Annotated in this window: 16 protein-coding genes, 1 tRNA gene and 2 rRNA genes (1 of these 19 cut by a window edge); 12 read left to right on the plus strand and 7 right to left on the minus strand. The window is 59.7% G+C overall.

The genetic code is table 11. The features are described 5' to 3' along the window. Both QOV41_RS02650 and rrf read left to right on the plus strand, forming a co-directional pair. Positions 1-2329 (plus strand): 23S ribosomal RNA (locus QOV41_RS02650) (it extends 392 nt beyond the left edge of the window). 132 nt (positions 2330-2461) lie between these two features. Beyond that, positions 2462-2577, plus strand: a 5S ribosomal RNA gene (gene rrf / locus QOV41_RS02655). A gap of 85 nt (positions 2578-2662) precedes the next feature. Here rrf and QOV41_RS02660 read toward each other — a convergent pair. Then, positions 2663-3319 carry an HNH endonuclease gene (locus tag QOV41_RS02660; protein WP_284579321.1) on the minus strand — a complete coding sequence of 219 codons (657 nt, stop codon included), beginning with the start codon at positions 3317-3319 and terminating at the stop codon, positions 2663-2665. Between the two features lie 360 nt (positions 3320-3679). Between QOV41_RS02660 and QOV41_RS02665 the strand changes: the two genes are divergently transcribed. The 4 genes from QOV41_RS02665 to QOV41_RS02680 all read left to right on the plus strand — a co-directional run bounded on the left by QOV41_RS02665 (position 3680) and on the right by QOV41_RS02680 (position 8664). Continuing rightward, a complete protein-coding gene (locus QOV41_RS02665; protein ID WP_284579323.1) occupies positions 3680-5869 on the plus strand; it encodes a mechanosensitive ion channel domain-containing protein in 2190 nt (729 codons plus the stop codon). Between the two features lie 150 nt (positions 5870-6019). Continuing rightward, positions 6020-7237, plus strand: coding sequence for a lytic murein transglycosylase (locus QOV41_RS02670; protein WP_284579324.1), 1218 nt, complete (start codon positions 6020-6022; stop codon positions 7235-7237). A gap of 201 nt (positions 7238-7438) precedes the next feature. Further along, on the plus strand, positions 7439-8434 hold the full coding sequence (locus QOV41_RS02675) for an alpha/beta hydrolase (RefSeq protein WP_284579326.1): 996 nt from the start codon (positions 7439-7441) through the stop codon (positions 8432-8434). Between the two features lie 32 nt (positions 8435-8466). After that, positions 8467-8664 carry a nucleotidyltransferase family protein gene (locus QOV41_RS02680; RefSeq protein ID WP_284579327.1) on the plus strand — a complete coding sequence of 66 codons (198 nt, stop codon included), beginning with the start codon at positions 8467-8469 and terminating at the stop codon, positions 8662-8664. Here QOV41_RS02680 and QOV41_RS02685 read toward each other — a convergent pair. Continuing rightward, the gene (locus QOV41_RS02685) at positions 8659-10044 is read right to left on the minus strand and encodes an IS4 family transposase (protein WP_284579328.1); all 1386 of its coding nucleotides are present in this window, start codon (positions 10042-10044) and stop codon (positions 8659-8661) included. The two genes, QOV41_RS02680 and QOV41_RS02685, sit on opposite strands and share 6 nt — an antisense overlap. An 85-nt stretch (positions 10045-10129) precedes the next feature. Here QOV41_RS02685 and QOV41_RS02690 point away from each other — a divergent pair, with 85 nt between their 5' ends. Next, positions 10130-10594 carry a nucleotidyltransferase family protein gene (locus tag QOV41_RS02690; RefSeq protein ID WP_350150416.1) on the plus strand — a complete coding sequence of 155 codons (465 nt, stop codon included), beginning with the start codon at positions 10130-10132 and terminating at the stop codon, positions 10592-10594. Positions 10595-10600: 6 nt separating this feature from the next. Here the strand turns inward: QOV41_RS02690 and QOV41_RS02695 are convergent, their stop codons facing one another. The 3 genes from QOV41_RS02695 to QOV41_RS02705 are packed head-to-tail and all read right to left on the minus strand — an operon-like array spanning position 10601 to position 11848. Beyond that, complete coding sequence (locus QOV41_RS02695) at positions 10601-11071, minus strand: VOC family protein (RefSeq protein WP_284579330.1); 471 nt, start codon at positions 11069-11071, stop codon at positions 10601-10603. 14 nt (positions 11072-11085) lie between these two features. Continuing rightward, on the minus strand, positions 11086-11571 hold the full coding sequence (gene bfr / locus QOV41_RS02700) for a bacterioferritin (RefSeq protein ID WP_284579331.1): 486 nt from the start codon (positions 11569-11571) through the stop codon (positions 11086-11088). Further along, positions 11537-11848, minus strand: a complete 312-nt coding sequence (locus QOV41_RS02705; protein WP_284579332.1) for a (2Fe-2S)-binding protein — start codon at positions 11846-11848, stop codon at positions 11537-11539. The genes bfr and QOV41_RS02705 overlap by 35 nt, the downstream gene beginning before the upstream one ends. A gap of 183 nt (positions 11849-12031) precedes the next feature. On the opposite strand from QOV41_RS02705, the gene QOV41_RS02710 reads away from it, so the two are divergent. Continuing rightward, positions 12032-12838 (plus strand): alpha/beta hydrolase, encoded by an 807-nt coding sequence (locus tag QOV41_RS02710; protein WP_284579333.1) that lies wholly within the window; start codon positions 12032-12034, stop codon positions 12836-12838. Positions 12839-12856: 18 nt separating this feature from the next. Here QOV41_RS02710 and QOV41_RS02715 read toward each other — a convergent pair whose 3' ends face one another. Both QOV41_RS02715 and QOV41_RS02720 read right to left on the minus strand, forming a co-directional pair. Further along, positions 12857-13555, minus strand: a complete 699-nt coding sequence (locus QOV41_RS02715; protein WP_284579335.1) for a DUF599 domain-containing protein — start codon at positions 13553-13555, stop codon at positions 12857-12859. A gap of 51 nt (positions 13556-13606) precedes the next feature. Then, the gene (locus QOV41_RS02720; protein ID WP_284581156.1) at positions 13607-14644 is read right to left on the minus strand and encodes an aldo/keto reductase; all 1038 of its coding nucleotides are present in this window, start codon (positions 14642-14644) and stop codon (positions 13607-13609) included. Positions 14645-14861: 217 nt separating this feature from the next. Between QOV41_RS02720 and QOV41_RS02725 the strand changes: the two genes are divergently transcribed. The 4 genes from QOV41_RS02725 (at position 14862) to QOV41_RS02740 (ending at position 18537) form a co-directional block, all read left to right on the plus strand. Further along, positions 14862-14938 (plus strand) — tRNA-Met (locus QOV41_RS02725). A 126-nt stretch (positions 14939-15064) separates the two neighbouring features. Beyond that, complete coding sequence (locus QOV41_RS02730) at positions 15065-15289, plus strand: hypothetical protein (RefSeq protein WP_284579337.1); 225 nt, start codon at positions 15065-15067, stop codon at positions 15287-15289. A gap of 76 nt (positions 15290-15365) precedes the next feature. Beyond that, positions 15366-17822 carry a beta-glucosidase family protein gene (locus QOV41_RS02735; protein WP_284579339.1) on the plus strand — a complete coding sequence of 819 codons (2457 nt, stop codon included), beginning with the start codon at positions 15366-15368 and terminating at the stop codon, positions 17820-17822. Between the two features lie 100 nt (positions 17823-17922). Continuing rightward, a complete protein-coding gene (locus QOV41_RS02740) occupies positions 17923-18537 on the plus strand; it encodes an alpha/beta hydrolase (RefSeq protein WP_284579340.1) in 615 nt (204 codons plus the stop codon). The last annotated feature ends 20 nt before the right edge of the window (positions 18538-18557 follow it).

An 18557-nucleotide genomic window follows, 5' to 3' on the forward strand; every position in this document is an offset into this window, starting at 1 on the left:
CTAAGTACTCCTGCGCGACCGATAGCGAACAAGTACCGTGAGGGAAAGGTGAAAAGCACCCCGACGAGGGGAGTGAAATAGTTCCTGAAACTGGATGCATACAAACAGTCGGAGCCCGCAAGGGTGACGGCGTACCTCTTGTATAATGGGTCATCGACTTAGTCTAACTAGCAAGCTTAAGCCGTTAGGTGTAGGCGCAGCGAAAGCGAGTCTGAATAGGGCGTTAAGTTAGTTGGATTAGACCCGAAACCGAGTGATCTAGGTATGAGCAGGCTGAAGGTACGGTAACACGTACTGGAGGGCCGAACCCACGTCTGTTGAAAAAGACGGGGATGACTTGTTCCTAGGGGTGAAAGGCCAATCAAACTCGGAAATAGCTGGTTCTCCGCGAAAGATATTTAGGTATCGCCTCGGACGAATACCTTGGGGGGTAGAGCACTGGATGGGCTAGGGGGTCTCACCGACTTACCAAACCTAACCAAACTCCGAATACCCAAGAGTACTATCCGGGAGACAGACAGTGGGTGCTAACGTCCATTGTCAAAAGGGAAACAACCCTAACCTACAGCTAAGGTCCCCAAGTCACAGTTAAGTGGGAAAGCATGTGGGATTGCTTAGACAACCAGGAGGTTGGCTTAGAAGCAGCCATCCTTTAAAGATAGCGTAACAGCTCACTGGTCAAGCGATCCTGCGGCGAAGATGTAACGGGTCTAAAACTGTGCACCGAAGCTTAGGGTTTGCAACTTGTTGCAAGCGGTAGCGGAGCGTTCCGTAAGCCTGCGAAGCGGTACCTGTGAGGGGCCGTGGAGGTATCGGAAGTGCGAATGATGACATGAGTAGCGACAAAAAGTGTGAGAGACACTTTCGCCGAAAGTCCAAGGGTTCCTGCGCAATGCTAATCAGCGCAGGGTTAGCCGGCCCCTAAGTCGAGGCGGAAACGCGTAGACGATGGGAACCACGTTAATATTCGTGGGCCAGGTGGTAGTGACGGATCGCGCAGGTTCGTATCCCCTTATCGGATTGGGGGTGCGATGAGCCGGTTCCAGGAAATAGCTCCACCAATATTGACCGTACCCGAAACCGACACAGGTGGACTGGTAGAGCATACCAAGGCGCTTGAGAGAACTATACTGAAGGAACTCGGCAAATTGCACGCGTAACTTCGGGATAAGCGTGACCTCTATCGAGGCAACTCGGTAGGGGTGGCACAAAAGAGGGGGTGGCGACTGTTTATCAAAAACACAGGGCTCTGCGAAGTAGCAATACGACGTATAGGGTCTGACGCCTGCCCGGTGCCGGAAGGTTAAAAGGAGAGGTGCAAGCCTTGAATTGAAGCCCCGGTAAACGGCGGCCGTAACTATAACGGTCCTAAGGTAGCGAAATTCCTTGTCGGGTAAGTTCCGACCTGCACGAATGGCGTAACGACTTCCCCACTGTCTCCAGTATAGACTCAGCGAAATTGAATTCCCCGTGAAGATGCGGGGTTCCTGCGGTCAGACGGAAAGACCCCATGCACCTTTACTATAGCTTTACGCTGGCATTTGTGTCGGCATGTGCAGGATAGGTGGTAGGCTTTGAAGCCAGGGCGCTAGCTCTGGTGGAGCCGCAAGATGAGATACCACCCTTATCGTCATAGATGTCTAACCGCGGCATAACAGTGTCCGGGACAGCGTATGGTGGGTAGTTTGACTGGGGCGGTCGCCTCCCAAAGAGTAACGGAGGCGCGCGATGGTGGGCTCAGACCGGTCGGAAATCGGTCGCTGAGTGCAATGGCATAAGCCTGCCTGACTGCGAGACTGACAAGTCGAGCAGAGACGAAAGTCGGTCATAGTGATCCGGTGGTCCCGCGTGGAAGGGCCATCGCTCAACGAATAAAAGGTACGCTGGGGATAACAGGCTGATAATGCCCAAGAGTCCATATCGACGGCATTGTTTGGCACCTCGATGTCGGCTCATCACATCCTGGGGCTGGAGCAGGTCCCAAGGGTATGGCTGTTCGCCATTTAAAGTGGTACGTGAGCTGGGTTCAGAACGTCGTGAGACAGTTCGGTCCCTATCTGCCGTGGGTGTTGGAATATTGAGAAGAGCTGTCCCTAGTACGAGAGGACCGGGATGGACGAACCTCTGGTGGACCTGTTGTGGCGCCAGCCGCATTGCAGGGTAGCTAAGTTCGGACGGGATAACTGCTGAAAGCATCTAAGCAGGAAGCCTCCTTCAAAACGAGTATTCCCTTGAGAGCCGTGGAAGACCACCACGTCGATAGGCCGGGTGTGGAAGCGCAGCAATGTGTGAAGCTTACCGGTACTAATAGCTCGATTGGCTTGATCGTTCTCATTAATCTATGTCCGCATAGACTAGTCAGATGATCGGCTCAGAACACACCAACCAGTGCCCTTCAGCATGGGAAGCGCACTGGCAAAACAAAACAAACCAGAATTCACGAGCTTATGGTTTTCGCTGACCTTGTGGTTCTTGCGAGGGGCCCAGGACCCGATCCCATCCCGAACTCGACCGTCAAATCCCTCTGCGCCAATGGTACTAAGTCTCAAGACTTGGGAGAGTAGGTCACTGCAAGGTCTGCCAAAACCATAAGCTTCTCATTACACCGTCGAAACAAAAAAAGCCCCTCACACATCGTGAGGGGCTTTTTGCGTTTGGGGAGTTACTGAACAAAGAAGGCGCGGTGTCTCTGCAGGTACTGCTTGGTCTTCGCCAGTGCCTGTTTAGGTTTCCATTGGATACAATCCAGCAGGGTAGCCTTGATGCCAGGTTGCAGAAGGCTCGACTTCAAAATACGTCCATCGTCCTCCACCGCAATCAAGTGATGGTCGAACGCCCAATGTACCGACCCGGTCATGGGAACCGCATTGTCGATCTCGTCCGGTCCGAGGTCCACCAACCGGTGTATGTGGCAAACTTGAACTTCGGCATGTATTCCGTCAGGCGCCAGTTGCCCCCAGCCACTAAGCACGCACCTGGTTCCATGCCGAAGGAGAACTTGCATGCGGAGGCCCGGGTTCCGCTTGGCCCGTGTGCTACTCACCAACCGCCTGTTCACCACGGGTCCGGTGTCCACCTCCGGTGGAGGTCCGTAGTCGTAGCCCTGCTGAGCTTCATACGTGCGGACGGGCTTTTCATGGGGTATTTGGGCTAAGATGCGGGCGCTAACTTTCGCGCTGAGCCGCCGCACTCCGATAGAAAAGTGGCTGAAGGGGTGGCTCTCATCGGCAGCGTCAGCCTCGCGCTCACAACTTACGCCGTCGAGCCGTAGTGGAATGGTGACCGGAAAGACAAAGGCATCCGCCAATTCGGCCCACATGAAACGGTTGTTGGCGTGGTCTAGCTCCAAGTTGAGAAGTGTGGCCGACCCGAAGTAGCCGGGTCGCAAAGTGTCTCTCGGACCACACAGCAGCACCCTTTCACCCACTGCCTCAAGGGCCAAAGCGACTGACCTTCTTGGAAGCCTGACGAAACGCGGTATCGAATCCGCACTTTCAGAGCGAACCGTCAGGACCGCCGTAATCATGACCTGCGAGTTACTCCGCCTGTGCGTGATTACACCTATACCGTCTCCCGTTAAGCGCCGGTGAAGGCTGCGCACAGAGTGATGTTCGCTGAGCATTTGCGCATCTAGTCCAGCTTTGCAATGGTGGCGCCGACTCACATATCCGGCGGTTCGATGCGTTTTCTTGCTGTTCTCCTCCTCGCGCTTTTCTCCCTCACGACGATCGCTCAGGCGCAGATCCCTGGCTTGAACCTGTCGGGCGAAGAAGAGCCCGCTCCTGCCGCCAGTGATGCCGGCATCAACGAGCTCATCACCATCATCGAGAATGAGGAAACGCGGGCGGACCTGCTGGAGCGCTTGCGCGCGGTGGGTGCGCCACTTGAGCCCGCCGAGGAAGTGGTTGACCTCTCCATCGCCCGGCAGTTGGCCGAATATACCCAGGCGATAGCGGAAGGCGCTTCGGATGCGGTGGTCGCCACCGGGGTCTTCTTTGGCGAGGTGCAGGATGGGCTGAGCGGGAGCCTGGGAGCCGACTACGCCGTCTTGGGAAATCTCGCCCTCAACCTGCTGATGGTCGGGGCGGCGCTCTTTCTGAGCTTCTTTTTGTTGCGTCTGCTGGTCGCGTGGGCCGAGTTGCCGCTGGCGACGCGCGCCGCAGGACGGGGCTCCCTGGCGCGCACTGGCTTTGCCATTGGCGCGGGTCTGCTCGAGCTTGGGGCTGTGCTCCTCGCCTGGGCCGCGGGCTACGTCATCGCGCTATATGTTCTCGGCAACAGCTTTGGGCGCATCGGGATCAACCAGACCCTGCTGCTGAACGCATTCCTTGTGGTGGAACTGATCAAAGTGGCGATGCGCGTGGTGCTGTCGCCCCGCTTTCCCACACTGCGGCTTTTGCCAGTGGGCGACAACAACGCGGCCTATTGGTCGTTCTGGCTGGGCCGCATGATTTCGCTAATTGGTTACACTTTCATGTTCGTTGCTCCCGTGGTTGCCGCCAACCTCTCGGAGGTGCTGTCTGACGGGATCAAGGTGCTGGTGATGGTGACCGCCGTCGCGATCGGCATCCTCATCGTGCTGCAGTCCAAAGACGGTGTTCGCCTGTGGCTCAACGGCCTGGCCGCCAAGCGCGAGAACCGCGGGTTCGGGCAGGCGCTTGTCCTCTTGGGCCGCTACTGGCATGGAATCGCCATCCTCTATCTGGTGGCCCTACTGGTGCTGTGGTTCGCCAACCCGGAGACCGCGCTGCCCTTCATGATCGCGGCGACCATGCAGTCGCTCATCGCCATTCTCGTTGGCGCGGCGGTCGTCGGCTTCATCTCGCGCTTTCTCGGCGTGGGCCTGCACCTGCCCGAAGACGTCAAGGAGCGGCTGCCGCTCCTTGAGCCGCGGCTGCACACTTTTGTTCCCAAGGTGATGCAGGTTGTACAGTGGACCGTGATCGTCCTTGTGGCACTCGCCATCCTCCAGGCTTGGTCGCTGTTCAACTTCCTGGGCTGGATATCGAGCCCGGCCGGCCTGCAGGTGGTGGGTGCCGTAGTTTCCGCCGCCTTGATCGTGCTGGCCTGTATCATCGTTTATGTGGTGGTCGCCTCCTGGATCGAATACCGGCTCAACCCCAATTTCGGCAAGGTGCCCACCGCGCGTGAAAAGACGCTGCTGAGCCTGTTCAAGAACGCTTTTACGGTGGCGCTCATTGTCTTTGGTGCCATGCTGGCGCTCGCCCAGATCGGTGTGAACATTGCGCCGCTGCTCGCCGGTGCCGGTGTGGTCGGTCTCGCCATCGGTTTCGGCGCCCAGAAGCTGGTGCAGGACATCATCACCGGGATCTTCATTCAGCTCGAAAACATCATGAACGAGGGTGACGTTGTCGCGGTTGGGGATAAGACCGGCGTGGTCGAGAAGCTCACGATCCGATCGGTGACCATCCGGGACCTCGGCGGAACAGTGCATCTCATTCCGTTTTCATCGGTCGATCAGGTCAGCAACATGGTCCGCGGCTTCTCCTTCCACATTGCGGAAATCGGGGTCGCCTATGACAGCGATATCGATCAGGTGAAGCAGGCGCTGCGCGACGCGTTCGAGCGGTTGATGCAGAGCGAGCACAAGGAAGAGATCATCGACGAGCTCGACGTCCATGGCGTCACCGCCTTTGGGGATTCCGCCATCATGGTGCGCGTGCGCATCAAGACGCTGCCGGGTAGCCACTGGGCCGTCGGGAGGGCCTACAACGAAATCGTCAAGACGGTGTTCGAGGAACAGGGGATCGAAATTCCCTATCCGCACGTCACCTATGTCGCCCCGCCGCAGCGGGAGAAGCGCGGCGGCAAGCCATCTCTGCCCGACAGTGCTCCGCAGGCGGGCTGACGAAGGCGTGATCACGAACCGGTTTGCCTTAAGCGCATCTTAATTTGCTGCGTTAAAATGGTGTTACGCGCCCGTTGCGGCACAGCAGGGTGCGTGGGCGGACCTTACCTGTCCGTTGTGACCCAGGTTCATGCGTATCACGAGGCCCCGATGATCTCTTCGCCCCTTTCTCGCTCCGTCTGGTCGCGCCGTCTCTGCAGCGTGGCCGTCTCCGTGGCGCTGAGTTTTAGCGCCGCCGCACCGGCGTTCGCCAATAGCGCGGAGTTCGTGCGCAGTCTCTGGCCGCAAGCCGAGGCACGCGGCGTCAGCCGCTCCAGCTTCGAAGCGGCTTTTGCCGGCTATAACTACGTCCCGAAGGTCATGGAGCTCACGCGCAAGCAGCCCGAGTTCACCCAGACGGTAAAGCAATATCTCGACAAGCGCGTCACCGCAGCCCAGGCCAACAAGGGCAAGGCGATGTGGGGCGAGTGGGCGCAGACACTGGCCGCGGCCGAGCAGCGTTGGGGTGTGCAGCCCGAGATCGTTCTGGCGATCTGGGGCATGGAAACCAATTTTGGTGGCTTCATGGGCGGCGAGAACACCATTCACGCGCTCGCAACACTGACGGAAGGCGGGTATCGCGCCGATTTCTTCCGCGACGAACTGCTCACCGCCCTGCGGATCGTTTCTGATGGGCATGTAAGCCCCACTAACATGGTGGGCTCCTGGGCGGGCGCCATGGGGCACACCCAGTTCATGCCATCGAGCTTCATGCGCTACGCCGTCGATTTCAGCGGTGACGGTCGCAAGGACATCTGGAACTCGGTGCCCGATGCCTTGGGCTCAACGGCCAACTATCTCAAAAGCTTTGGTTGGCGGCCGGGCGAGACTTGGGGCTATGAGATCAAGCTCCCCTCGAATTTCGATTTCGCGGCAGCCCGCGGTATCGAGCGTGCGCCCTTAAGTCAGTGGCAAGCCATGGGTGTCCAGCGGGTTTCCGGCCGGCCATTCCCGCGGCCGACCGACAGTGCACGGCTCTACATGCCGGCAGGGGCGAGTGGGCCGGCCTTCCTGCTGTTGCCCAATTTCGATGTGATCAAGCGTTACAACAATTCCAATAGCTATGCCCTGGCGGTCGGTCACCTCGCCGACCGCATCCTGGGAAGCGGCGATTTCGCCACCCCATGGCCTGCGGGTGACTACGCGCTCACCAAGGCACAACGGGCAGAGGTCCAAACGCTGCTGAACCGCGCAGGATATGATGTCGGCTCGCCCGACGGGGTGGTTGGTCCCAAGACGCTGTCCGCGGTGATCGCCTATCAGACGCGGGCGGGCGTGCCGGCAGACGGACATGTCTCCGGGCGCCTCTTGGAGCGGCTTAAGCGATAGCTCGGCGGTAACACTCCGTTAACCATAAGCAGGCACGGTGTTGGTGCTTAAGCAGAGGGCAGGCAAATTCTCGGGCACCGAGAGGCCTGCCCTCGCCCATTTCTGGGTGGGTTTCCGAAACCCGTAGCTGCAGTGCTGAACCACAAAAAATCCGGCTTTGCCGAGTAGAAGGCGAATCGTTCTCCTTCAAGCGATTGCACCATGACCAAGATTTTTCGCCTCTTTCTAGCTGTGGCGTTCGCGACCCTCGTGGCGCTGCCGGCACAGGCTGTTTCCGTGATGGACCCGTTCAACCTGCCCGCGGCGATGGATGCCGGCACGGCCAAGGTGGGTGATGGCATTGCATATGCCGACGGACCACGGCACAAGCTCGACATCTATGCGCCCGAACAACGAGGGGATGCAGCACCCGTCGTCTTCTTCATCTATGGTGGCGGCTGGAGCCGCGGCGAGCGCTCCGACTATCAGTTTGCCGGGCGCGCCCTGGCTTCGCGGGGCTTTGTGACGGTCATCGCGGACTACCGCCTAGTACCCGAAGTGACCTATCCCGGATTTCTCGAAGATAGCGCCAAGGCGCTCCGGTGGGTTCAGGACAATATTGCGACCTATGGCGGTGACCCTAACCGCCTGTTCCTCGCTGGACATTCTGCCGGCGCTTACAATTCAGTGATGCTGGCGCTCGATCCCTCCTTCTTGCGGGACTATGGCGTAACACTGACCATCAGGGGCGTAGCCGCGCTGAGTGGGCCCTACGACTTCTATCCATTCGAATATGGGGAGGTGACGGCCGCTTTCGGATCAGCGCCAAATCCCCAAGGCACTCAGCCGATCAATCTCGTTACCTCGGATGCGCCCCCGATGTATCTGGCGACCGGCACCACCGATCCCATCGTGCGGATGCAGAACACCGAGCGGTTCGCGCAGAAACTGCAGCAGAACGGGGTGTGGGTTACGACGCGCTATTATGAAGGTTTCGGGCATATGGAGCCGGTGATCGCAATGGGCTCCATGTGGCGTTGGCGAATGCCGGTATTGGACGACATGGTCGCCTTTTTTCAGATGTTTGGTGCTTTCCCAAGCGGCGTGCCTTATGTGGCCGTTGCGCCCGAAGCACCCGAGCAGCTACCCGAGGCGATTGCCCCTATGGACCAGATCCTGACGCAACTCGACGCCATGTTCCAGCCCGTCGGGGACTGACGTCAAGGCGGGAATCGCGCTAGCTTTTCTCCATGGGGCAGCATCTCAGGTTTGCCGGCAAGGGCGAGATCGTGCAGCGGCGGGCGTTGGAAACGATCATCCGCGCTGATCCGGTGCTTATGGCCGTGCTGCGCGGTATGCGAGAGCTCGGCCTTCCAGATGCGCTGCTTGGATCGGGCGCGATCTACAATACGGTCTGGAACCTTACAGTTACCCATAAGTGCTCATGATGGGTCTTGAGCGATACGGGCGCCTTCAACGAGATCGGCGAGACGAGAGAAGCCTCTCCATACCACCGTGGTTCCGGGCGGCGCGTCGGAGCTTCGGTCGAGATACCCTCCGAGCCGCGCTACGGCGGTGATGTAGAAGTCAAGATTTCGGGTGTTGCCACGCTTGCGCTCTGGCATCGAACGCTCGAGTAGCCGGCATTCGATATCGGTGAAAACAGCGGCAGGTGATGCGGCCGGTGACCTGCGCCGAAGTATAGTCAGCCAGGACACGCGCCAAGCCACGACGCAACACAGCGCGATGCAGTTGGCCAGGCGATCGGCCGTAGTCAGGCGCAACTCCTCGATCCGGCATCCCGTCTTCAAAGTTTTGAAGAAGGTCTCGATGTTCCAGCGCAGGGCGTACCATTCGAGCTTGTGCACGGCGTCCGCGTGGGTTTTGACAGGCAGATTCGTGACTAGCTTCCACACGACCGGAGGCCGGCCTTCAGGCGGGTTGATCTCCTCAGCATAGACAATCTGCAATTCCTGATGCCGGTAGTTTTTCTGCTTACCGATTGGCGGGCGCACCGTCATCGTAGCGTGCCGGATTGACAGCACGGCATGCTGATCTTTGCCCTGTGCATCGCGGAACCGGATTTCATGCGTACCGCTAGACTGCACCGCCGCCATCACCTTGGCGATGGTCGTGTCGCCGTCCTCGGCAAGACGGTCCACGCAGCTCCGGACCAAGAAGCTGGTTCCGAGTTCCTCGGCCAGGCAGTAGAGTTCGTAGATGTCGCTTTCCCGGTCACCGATATGCACACAGCGCTCCGGCGCCCCCGTCAGTTCGGAGGAAAGGCGCAGATTGTCGAGCCAGCGCATGCTCTCTTTCTGATCGATCGGTACCCGTGTGGGGTTGATCTTGCGCTTGAGAGCGTCGGCACCCTTGAACTTGCTGCGCGACCAGAACTTGGCTGCTGTCAGGCCGAGCGGCAGGCCATCCGGCGTGATTGCCAGGCTGGCATGCATCAGCAGCCCGCAAACCGCACGCTTTTTATTGGTCCCGAACTTCGTGAACCCGATCTTTTCCGGTGCGGAACGCTTGAAGGAGAATTCCGTGGTGTCTTGCAAGATCAGAATGGGGCCATCGGTCGCCCGGATCCGAAGAGCCGAAGCCGCGAAGTGGCCCTCAAGAATTTTATCCTCGCTGATACTCTCATTAGAAAAGAAGCGGTACGCGGCCTTGGTGTTCGACCAGTCCTGAAACGCAGTCGGCAGAGACTTCCCCGGCCGCTCCCCCAATGCTTCGAGCATCGACCCAAGGCGCCGGTTCAACCGTGCATCGCCCAGGTCGCACCCCGCTAGTTCGTTATCGACCCACTTATCTCCAGCATCGTTCATGGCACCGTCCTCCGCGATTCGGTGCCAGACAAGGAATCACGGCGAATTCCTTCAGATCAAGGTTGGTCTGGTTCGGTCAGCATTTGTGGGTAACTTCAAGGTCTGGAACACGCTTACCGGGCGGCCGCCGCTGACCGGCATCAAGGATGCCGACGTGGTCTATTTCGATGACACGGATCTCAGCTACGAAGCCGAAGATGCCGTTATCCGCAGAGCTGCTGTTCAGTTCGCTGGTATTCCCCTGCCGGTGGAGGTGCGCAACCAGGCTCGCGTGCATCTGTGGTTTCCCCAGCGGTTCGGTTTTGCCTATCCGCAACTAAGCTGTAGCGCCGATATGATGCTCAACTTCGCCTCCAAGACGCATGCGGTCGCGGTGCGCCTGGAGGCAGACGAGAGGCTGCACATCGCTGCCCCTTTCGGCTTGGATGACATCTTCGCCTTCAGGGTGACGCCGAACGTGACCTTGCCGAACCGCGAAGCGCATGAGCGCAAAAGCGAACGAGCCAAGGCGGTTTGGCCGGAACTCACAATTGTGCTCTGGCCGGACTGATTGCGATCAGCCCCCTGGAAGTGGCTCCAGCACAATGGAGTCCGCCGAGCGCCTGACCGGGCCATGGTAGACTGCTTCGATGTTGTTCCCGTCGGGATCAAGGACGAAAGCGGCGTAGTAGCCGGGATGATAGTCGCGCTCGCCTGGAGCCCCGTTGTCGGTGCCGCCGGCGCGCAGGGCGGCGGCATAGAAGGCGTCGACGGTTGATCGATCTTTGGCCTGGAAGGCGAGGTGGATGTGGGTCGGCACAGACTTGGCATCCGCGGCATCGACAAACAACTCATCGACCTGGAACCAGCCTTCGCCCGAGACCTCGATCCTGATGCCGAGGACCGCCAGTACCGTTTCATAGAAGAACCGCGTATTTGGCAAGTTTCTGGCGCGGAGGTGGACATGATCGATCAGGCGACCGGTGTGATAGATCATGCGGGCATCCTTGTACTCAAAGAAAATCCCCGCCGGAGCGGGGATGATCATATTCGACAGGTCTCTTAATCCGCTTGGTCCGCAGAAGCGGCATTAAGCAGCCCATAGCGCTCTTCACCGATGCGGTTGTAGAGTTCAAGCTGGGTCTCGAGGAAATCGATGTGGCCTTCTTCGTCGGCCAGCAATTCGTCAAAAAGCTGCTTGGAGACGTGGTCGTGCAGTTCCGCGCAAAGCTCGCGGCTGTTCTTGTAGGCTTCGCGTGCTTCGTACTCACCCGCGAGATCTGCCTCGAGCACTTCCTTGATGGTTTGCCCGATGCGGAGCGGTGCGACGCGCTGCAGGTTGGGGTGGCCTTCTAGGAAGATTATGCGTTCGATCAAGCGATCGGCATGGTGCATCTCTTCGATGGATTCTGCGCGTTCTTTGGTCGCCAGCTTCTTGTAGCCCCAGTCGTCAAGAAGACGATAGTGCACCCAGTACTGGTTGACCGCGCCGAGTTCGAGAAAGAGGGCCTCGTTAAGCCGCTCGATGACCTGTGCTTCGCCTTTCACGACGTACTCCACTCCGTTGCTGCTTGAGCTTTGCAAGCCCGTTTTGTAGCGACACGAGTTCGCCTTCAGGGTGGGCCTGCTGTGAGTGGTACTTTTCGGTGACGCGAACGATAATGTCCACCACATTCGGGACACACCCGCCGCATTTTGCGCGCCGGTCGAGTTCCTTGTAGACCTTGGCGGGCACAACGAGCTGCCACGGATCAGCTTCGAGGAGCTCAAGGACGATGTCCTCGATCTCTTTCGACGTGATCATGTTGCACTGGCAGACGAGCATTGGCGCCCAAAGGTCCGGTGGAGCTATCGGGCGCATAAAGCGACCACATTAGCTGATTGTCAATGTCAGATATTGTCGCAAGTGGACATCCCCACAAGTGTGATCTCCTCACAACGGCGTGCAAGCGCTGAACCGGTCTTCCGTTGGGAGCGTATATCGTGACTGTCCGGAGTTATCGTTGCCTTGAAACTATTCAGTATCGCCAATGCGTTGGTCCCCAAGGACCTGAGTTCGTGCAGAGTAGCCCATGACATTTCCTATGGTCCGGCGGATCGGCACAAGCTGGACATCTATGCACCCAGACGCATGCGGAAGCCGCGCCCGGTGGTGTTCTTTATCTATGGTGGTTCGTGGCGGGACGGCGACCGCCGATATTATGAGTTTGCCGGCCGCGCCCTCGCTGCGCTGGGCTATGTGACCGTTATCGCCGACTACCGGCTGGTTCCCGAGGTGGAATATCCCGGCTTTGTTCAGGATGGTCTTGAAGCCTTCCGCTGGGTGGCGCGGCATATCGGCCAGTTCGGCGGGGATCCCAACCAGATCGCAGTCGCGGGGCACTCGGCCGGGGCCTACAATGCCCTGATGCTGGTGCTCGATGAGGCGTATCTTGCCCGTGCGGGATTGCTCAGCCGAGTGAAATGCGTTGTCGGCCTGTCTGGGCCCTACGATTTCTTTCCCTTCGATGGTCCGATATCCCTGCGGACCTTTGGTGCCGTGCCAGATCCGCGAGACACTCAGCCGATCCAACATGCCGGCAGCCATGTGCCCCCGATGTTTCTGGGGACGGGCGGCCAGGATCGGTTGGTACAACCTCGCAACACCGTGGCACTCGCAAAACGGCTCCGCACCCTCGGCGTGCCCGTGGTCGAGCGGCATTATGAGAAGCTCAAGCACGCCGGAACCGTGCTGGCGCTTGCGGTACCCGGCCGCTGGACCGCTCCTGTCCTCAAGGATGTTGCCGCGTTTCTGCGGGAGCATCTCGGCGAGTGAACGGGGCGCTCCTGCCGATCAGGAAACCTTCTGCTGTTCACCGGCATGGCGGCGGGCCGCGATCACGGCCGCCGAGGCGGCGGTGCGGTGCGCCGAGGAAAAGAACTCGCGATGGGCAAGGATGAGGATGGTGGCCACACAAACCGCGATGGAGAGCCATTCGGACGCGAACCAGGCGACCGTCGCCACCGAGAAATAGTAGGCGCGAATGCCGCTATTGAAGTTCTGCGCCCCCAGCGCGTTCATCCGCGCAATGGCATCCACCTCCGCCTCGCTGTTGGCGGTTTCCTGGTCCATGGCACCCAACATGATGCAGAAGTGATTGAACTGGCGGAGGGACAGGGTGAAGGCGAAAAAGGCCAGCACGAACATGGCCAGCATGACGACCAAGTGCAGTTGCACCTCGACGATGGAATAGGTGCGATCGAGAGACAGCGACTCCAGGGCCTGCATGAGGGCCGGCAATTGCCCGAAGACGGCGAACACCGCCAGCACCAGGAGAACCGCGGTCGACGCCAGGAAACTGACCGACTGCATGATGTTGCCAGAGAGAATGGCGTCGAATGGTGTGTCGCGGCGGGCCGCGTTGGCCACCCACCGGCGGCGCTGCAGGTTCATGATCACCGATAGGGAGGGCCGCAGCTTTTCCACCTGCGGCACCACGATGTTGTAGGCTAGGTAGCAGATCAGCGGGAAAAGGGTCGAAATCAGCGTCATGCCTGGCCTCCATCGTCCTCTTATAGCGTGATCCGCTCGCCGCGCGAGAGATCAGATTGGGCGAGGATAGCGGCGGTGTATCGCCTCGATTTCGTTGAGGATTTCAGGCGACAGGGTCACGTCCTGTGCCGCCAAGGCATTGGAGAGTTGGGCCGTACTGGTGGCGCCCACAATGACCGAGGTCATGAAGGGACGGGATAGGGCGAAGGCGATTGCCATCTGCGCCGGATCAAGGTTGTGCCGCTTGGCCAAGGTGACATAGTCGTTGGCAGCGGCTTCCGAGATCGGGTTCAGGCGCCAGAACGCCTTTTGATAGGCGGCGCGGCTGCCTTGGGGGATCTGCCCACCCGCATATTTTCCCGTGAGCAACCCGGCTGCAAGCGGCGAATAGGCCAGCAGGCCTACATCTTCGTGGTGGCTGAGTTCGGCAAGGTCGAGATCGAATTGCCGACGTATCAGGCTGTACTCATTCTGAACCGATACGAGGCGCGGCAGATTGCGCTCTTCAGCGATGCGAAGCCACTGCGCGATGCCCCAGGTGGTCTCGTTGGAAACCCCGACATGGCGGATCTTGCCCTGACTGACCAGATCACCGAGCGTCTCCAGCATGTCGGTGATATTGTCGATGACATCTGCAGTGTCCTGCATATGCGGCGCATAGCTCCAGCCATTGTCGAAGTTGTAGCTGCCACGCGATGCCCAGTGGATCTGGTAGAGATCAAGGTAATCCGTCTGCAATCGCTTGAGGCTGTCCTCGAGAGCAATGCGGATCGACGCGCCGTCGGCGCGCTGACCATTGCGGATGAAGCTATTGCCGCCGCCGGCGATCTTGCTGGCGATTATCCACCGGTCGCGCTTGCCTGCATTCTTCAGCCATTTGCCGATGATGGTTTCGGTCCGACCGGAAGTTTCACGGCTGCCAGGAACGGCATAGAGCTCGGCCGTGTCCATGAAGTTGACGCCAGCCTCGAGCGCCAGGTCAATCTGCGCATGTCCTTCCGCTTCGGTGTTCTGACTGCCCCAGGTCATGGTTCCCAAGCAGATTTCGCTGACCTCAAGATCAGTTCTGCCCAACCGCTTCAGCTTCATCATTCGTACTCGGTGCTCTAGAAAAACTGGCGCCACACTACTTAACCCCGCCCGAAATGACAGCGCTGGCGGGGACAAAAACGCCCTGCGTCAAAAAAGCGTCACAGGAAGCCTTTTGGGGGTTGAGGTCTCCGCGGGAGGTCCTTATATACGCCTCACGTCGACGGCGTTGGTCCGGCGGGCTTTGGCCCAAACCGGTGTAATAGCTGACGTTTGACGCGGGATGGAGCAGCCCGGTAGCTCGTCAGGCTCATAACCTGAAGGTCGCAGGTTCAAATCCTGCTCCCGCAACCAACAAAAGCCCAGTGAGCTCTCATGGCTCGCTGGGCTTTGCCTTTTTCGGGCACGCGACATCAACTTCTGACGTGGTGGGGAACCTGTCCTTTCTCCGGCTATTGCTCCGCTCGAAGGAGATTGCCGATGGCCGACGACAAGAGAAAGCTCAGCACCGGACCCAATGATCGTCCGCTCGATAGCACGGTTGCTCAGACCGGGAGCGGCATTCCCGACGACAGCTCCCTTCCACCCGAAATCAGTGACGAAGAAGTGGAGCGGGTGCGGCAAAAGCTCGAGGGCGATCCCCGCGAGCGCCTCCTCAAGGAAGTCGAAGAAGAGCAAAAGGCCTCGCAGCGGGGCTCCGAATAGTTCTCGTGCGCTAGCTTTGACGCGAGCGCGCCGTTGCGCGATGTAGGAAGCCTGCGGAGCCAGGAGAACTTTCGCCATGAGCCGGATCGAAGCGCTTGCCGATGCCATGACCCTGGAGGAGCAGGTCTCGCTCCTTTCAAGCCAGGATTTCTGGTCCGTTGGTGGCATGGAGCATCTCGGCATCGGCACGCTGCGCGTCACCGACGGACCCAACGGAGCGCGCGGTGGTGGCGGGTTGGTTGGTGGGGTGAAGTCGGCGAGTTTCCCGGTTGGAATCGCGCTGGGGGCGACGTGGAATGTCGATCTGCTGCGGCAGGTGGGCGATGCGCTGGCGGAGGAAACGCGGTCCAAGGGCGCTCACGTCTTGCTGGCGCCCACAGTCAATCTGCATAGAAGTGTGACCAATGGCCGGAACTTCGAGTGCTACTCGGAAGATCCCGTTCTAACGGCGAAGCTCGCGGTCGCCTATATCAAGGGGCTGCAAAGCCGTGGCGTGGGCGCGACAATCAAGCACTTCGTGGGCAATGAAAGCGAGATCGAGCGCACCAGCATTTCTTCTGATATAGATGAGCGGGCGCTGCGAGAACTCTACCTCGTGCCTTTCGAAGCGGCGGTTAAGGAGGGCAAAACCTGGGCTGTCATGACCGCCTACAACAAGCTCAACGGCACCTTCGCGAGCGAAAATGAACGCATTCTGAACGACATTTTGCGGGGCGAATGGGGGTTCGACGGCCTCGTGATGTCGGATTGGTTCGGCTCGCACTCCACAGCCGAGACGGTGAATGCCGGACTTGATCTCGAGATGCCCGGACCAACGCGTGACCGTGGTCAGAAGTTGGTCGATGCGGTGACGGCAGGGCAAGTCTCGCGCGAGACCGTGCGTGCGCGGGCGCTCAGCGTGTTGCGGCTGATGGAGCGGACGCGGGCGCTGGACGACCGCCGGCCGCCAGCCGAATATGCCGACGACAAGGCCTCCCATCGGGCGCTTATCCGCAAGGCGGGTGCCGAGGCAATGGTGTTGCTCAAAAATGTTGGCGTGCTGCCTTTGCCCGCGAGTATCGGCAAGGTTGCGGTGATCGGCCCCAATGCCAAGACGGCGCAGATCATGGGCGGGGGCAGCGCGCAGCTCAATCCACATTACCGAATCAGTCCTTATGATGGATTGCATGTGGCGTTGGGTGATGACCGCGTCATCTATGCCGAAGGCGCCACCAATCATCGCTTCCAGCCCCTCTTGGAGGGCTCCTTCATCGCCGAGTTCTTCGCTAATACCGAATTGGCGGGCCAGGCAGTGCATATCGAAGAGCACGAGAATGCCGAAGCCTTCTGGGTGGGCGGCGTTGGCGACGGCAAGGTTGATCCGCAGAGTTTTTCGGCACGGGTGACCGGATCCTTCGTGCCCAAGAAAAGCGGGTTACACCAGCTGGGACTCTTCAGCGCCGGGTTCAGCCGCTTGCTGGTCGACGGCGAGGTGGTGGTCGACAGCTGGACCAACTGGACGCCGGGCAGCACCTTTTTCGAGGAAGGCAATGACGAGGTCGTCGGCGCAGCCTGGCTTGAAGCTGGCCAGAGCTACCGCCTCGCCATTGAGTTCGCGACCAAGCCGCCTCGATGGCTCGGCTTAGCGGCCTTCCGCGCCGGCATTGGTCTGCCACTCGGCGACGAAGCCATTGCCGAAGCCGTGGAAGCTGCAAGACAAGCAGAGGTGGCGGTGGTCTGCATTGGGCGAACCGGCGAGTGGGACACCGAAGGCTCGGACCTGCCCAGCATCCAACTGCCGGGGCGACAGAATGAATTGGTGGCCGCCGTCGCGGCTGCCAATCCGCGGACAGTGGTGGTGCTGCAAACGGGCGGACCAGTCGAGATGCCCTGGATCGACGATGTCGCGGCCGTGGTGGAGGCCTGGTATCCGGGGCAGGAGGCCGGCAATGCCATTGCCGATGTGCTAACGGGACGGGCAGAGCCTGGCGGACGGTTGCCGCAGAGCTTTCCGGTGCGCTGGACCGATAACCCGACCCATTCGCAAGACCGGGAAGTCTATCCCGGGCTCGATGGACACGTGCGCTATGAGGAGGGGGTCTTCATTGGCTATCGGCACTACGAAAAGGTTGGCGTGGCGCCGCTTTTTCCTTTTGGCTTTGGGCTGAGCTATACGCAATTCGAGCTCAGCGAGTTCGTGGTGGACACTAGCCGCTTCGAAGCGGAAGGCCGCGTCGCGGTTCGGATAAAGGTGACCAATGTTGGCGCGCGTGCCGGTTCTACGGTGGTCCAGCTCTATGTGGGGGAAGCCTCCCCCAGCGTTCCGCGCCCGCAAAAGGAGCTCAAGGCCTTCGAGAAGGGGCGTCTGGCTGCGGGAGAAGGCGCCACGGTCACCTTGAACCTAGAGCCGCGCGACTTCGCCTTTTTCGACCTCGAGGCGGGGAATTGGCGGGTCAACCCGGGAACGTTCCACCTGATGGTGGGGACCAGTTCTGCAGACATTGCCTACCAGGCCGAGATCGTGCGGAAGGAAGGGCTGGCCATCCGGCCCTGATCATCACTGTTTCTCAATCGGCAACAGTGCGTGACGGTAGTTCGGCTTGTTCGGATAGCGTGCCTGTCCGATATCGGTGCCAGCAAAAAGGAGCCCTCGCATGGCCAATTACGTCTTCCGCACGGGTGGTAGCGACGATCCAGCCGCCCCCTTGTTCCTGGTGTTTCACGGCACCGGTGGCGATGAAAACCAGTTCTTCGACCTCGCCGGCGAGCTGCTGCCGGGTGGCCGCATTGTCGCGCCACGAGGCGATGTCAGTGAGAACGGCGCCTCGCGGTATTTCCGCCGCACGGGAGAGGGTGTCTATGACATGGCGGATCTGGCGAACCGAACCGAGGCGATGATTGGCTTTGTCCGCGAGCAGCAGGCCGGTCGATCGGGCAAGGTCGTCGGCCTGGGCTATTCGAATGGTGCCAATATCCTGGCATCAGCGCTGTTCAAGGCGCCCGATCTCTTCGACGCCAGCGTACTCATGCATCCGCTGATCCCCTTCGAGCCGCATGCTGCTGATTTCACCGGCAGGAAGGTGTTGCTCACGGGGGGCGTGCGCGACCCGATGGCACCCGCTGCCATGACGGAGGCACTGGCAGAGTACTTTCGTCGCAACGGCGCCGATGCCCAGTTGGTGTGGCATCAGGGCGGACACGAATTGCGGCCTGAAGAGCTGCGTGCCGCCCAACAATTCCTCTCCCCGATGGCGCAAATCCGCGCTTGAGCCAAACGTCTGTTTGAGGC

Origin of the sequence: Devosia sp. RR2S18 (assembly GCF_030177755.1) — a bacterium.
Taxonomy (GTDB): Bacteria; Pseudomonadota; Alphaproteobacteria; order Rhizobiales; family Devosiaceae; genus Devosia; species Devosia rhizosphaerae.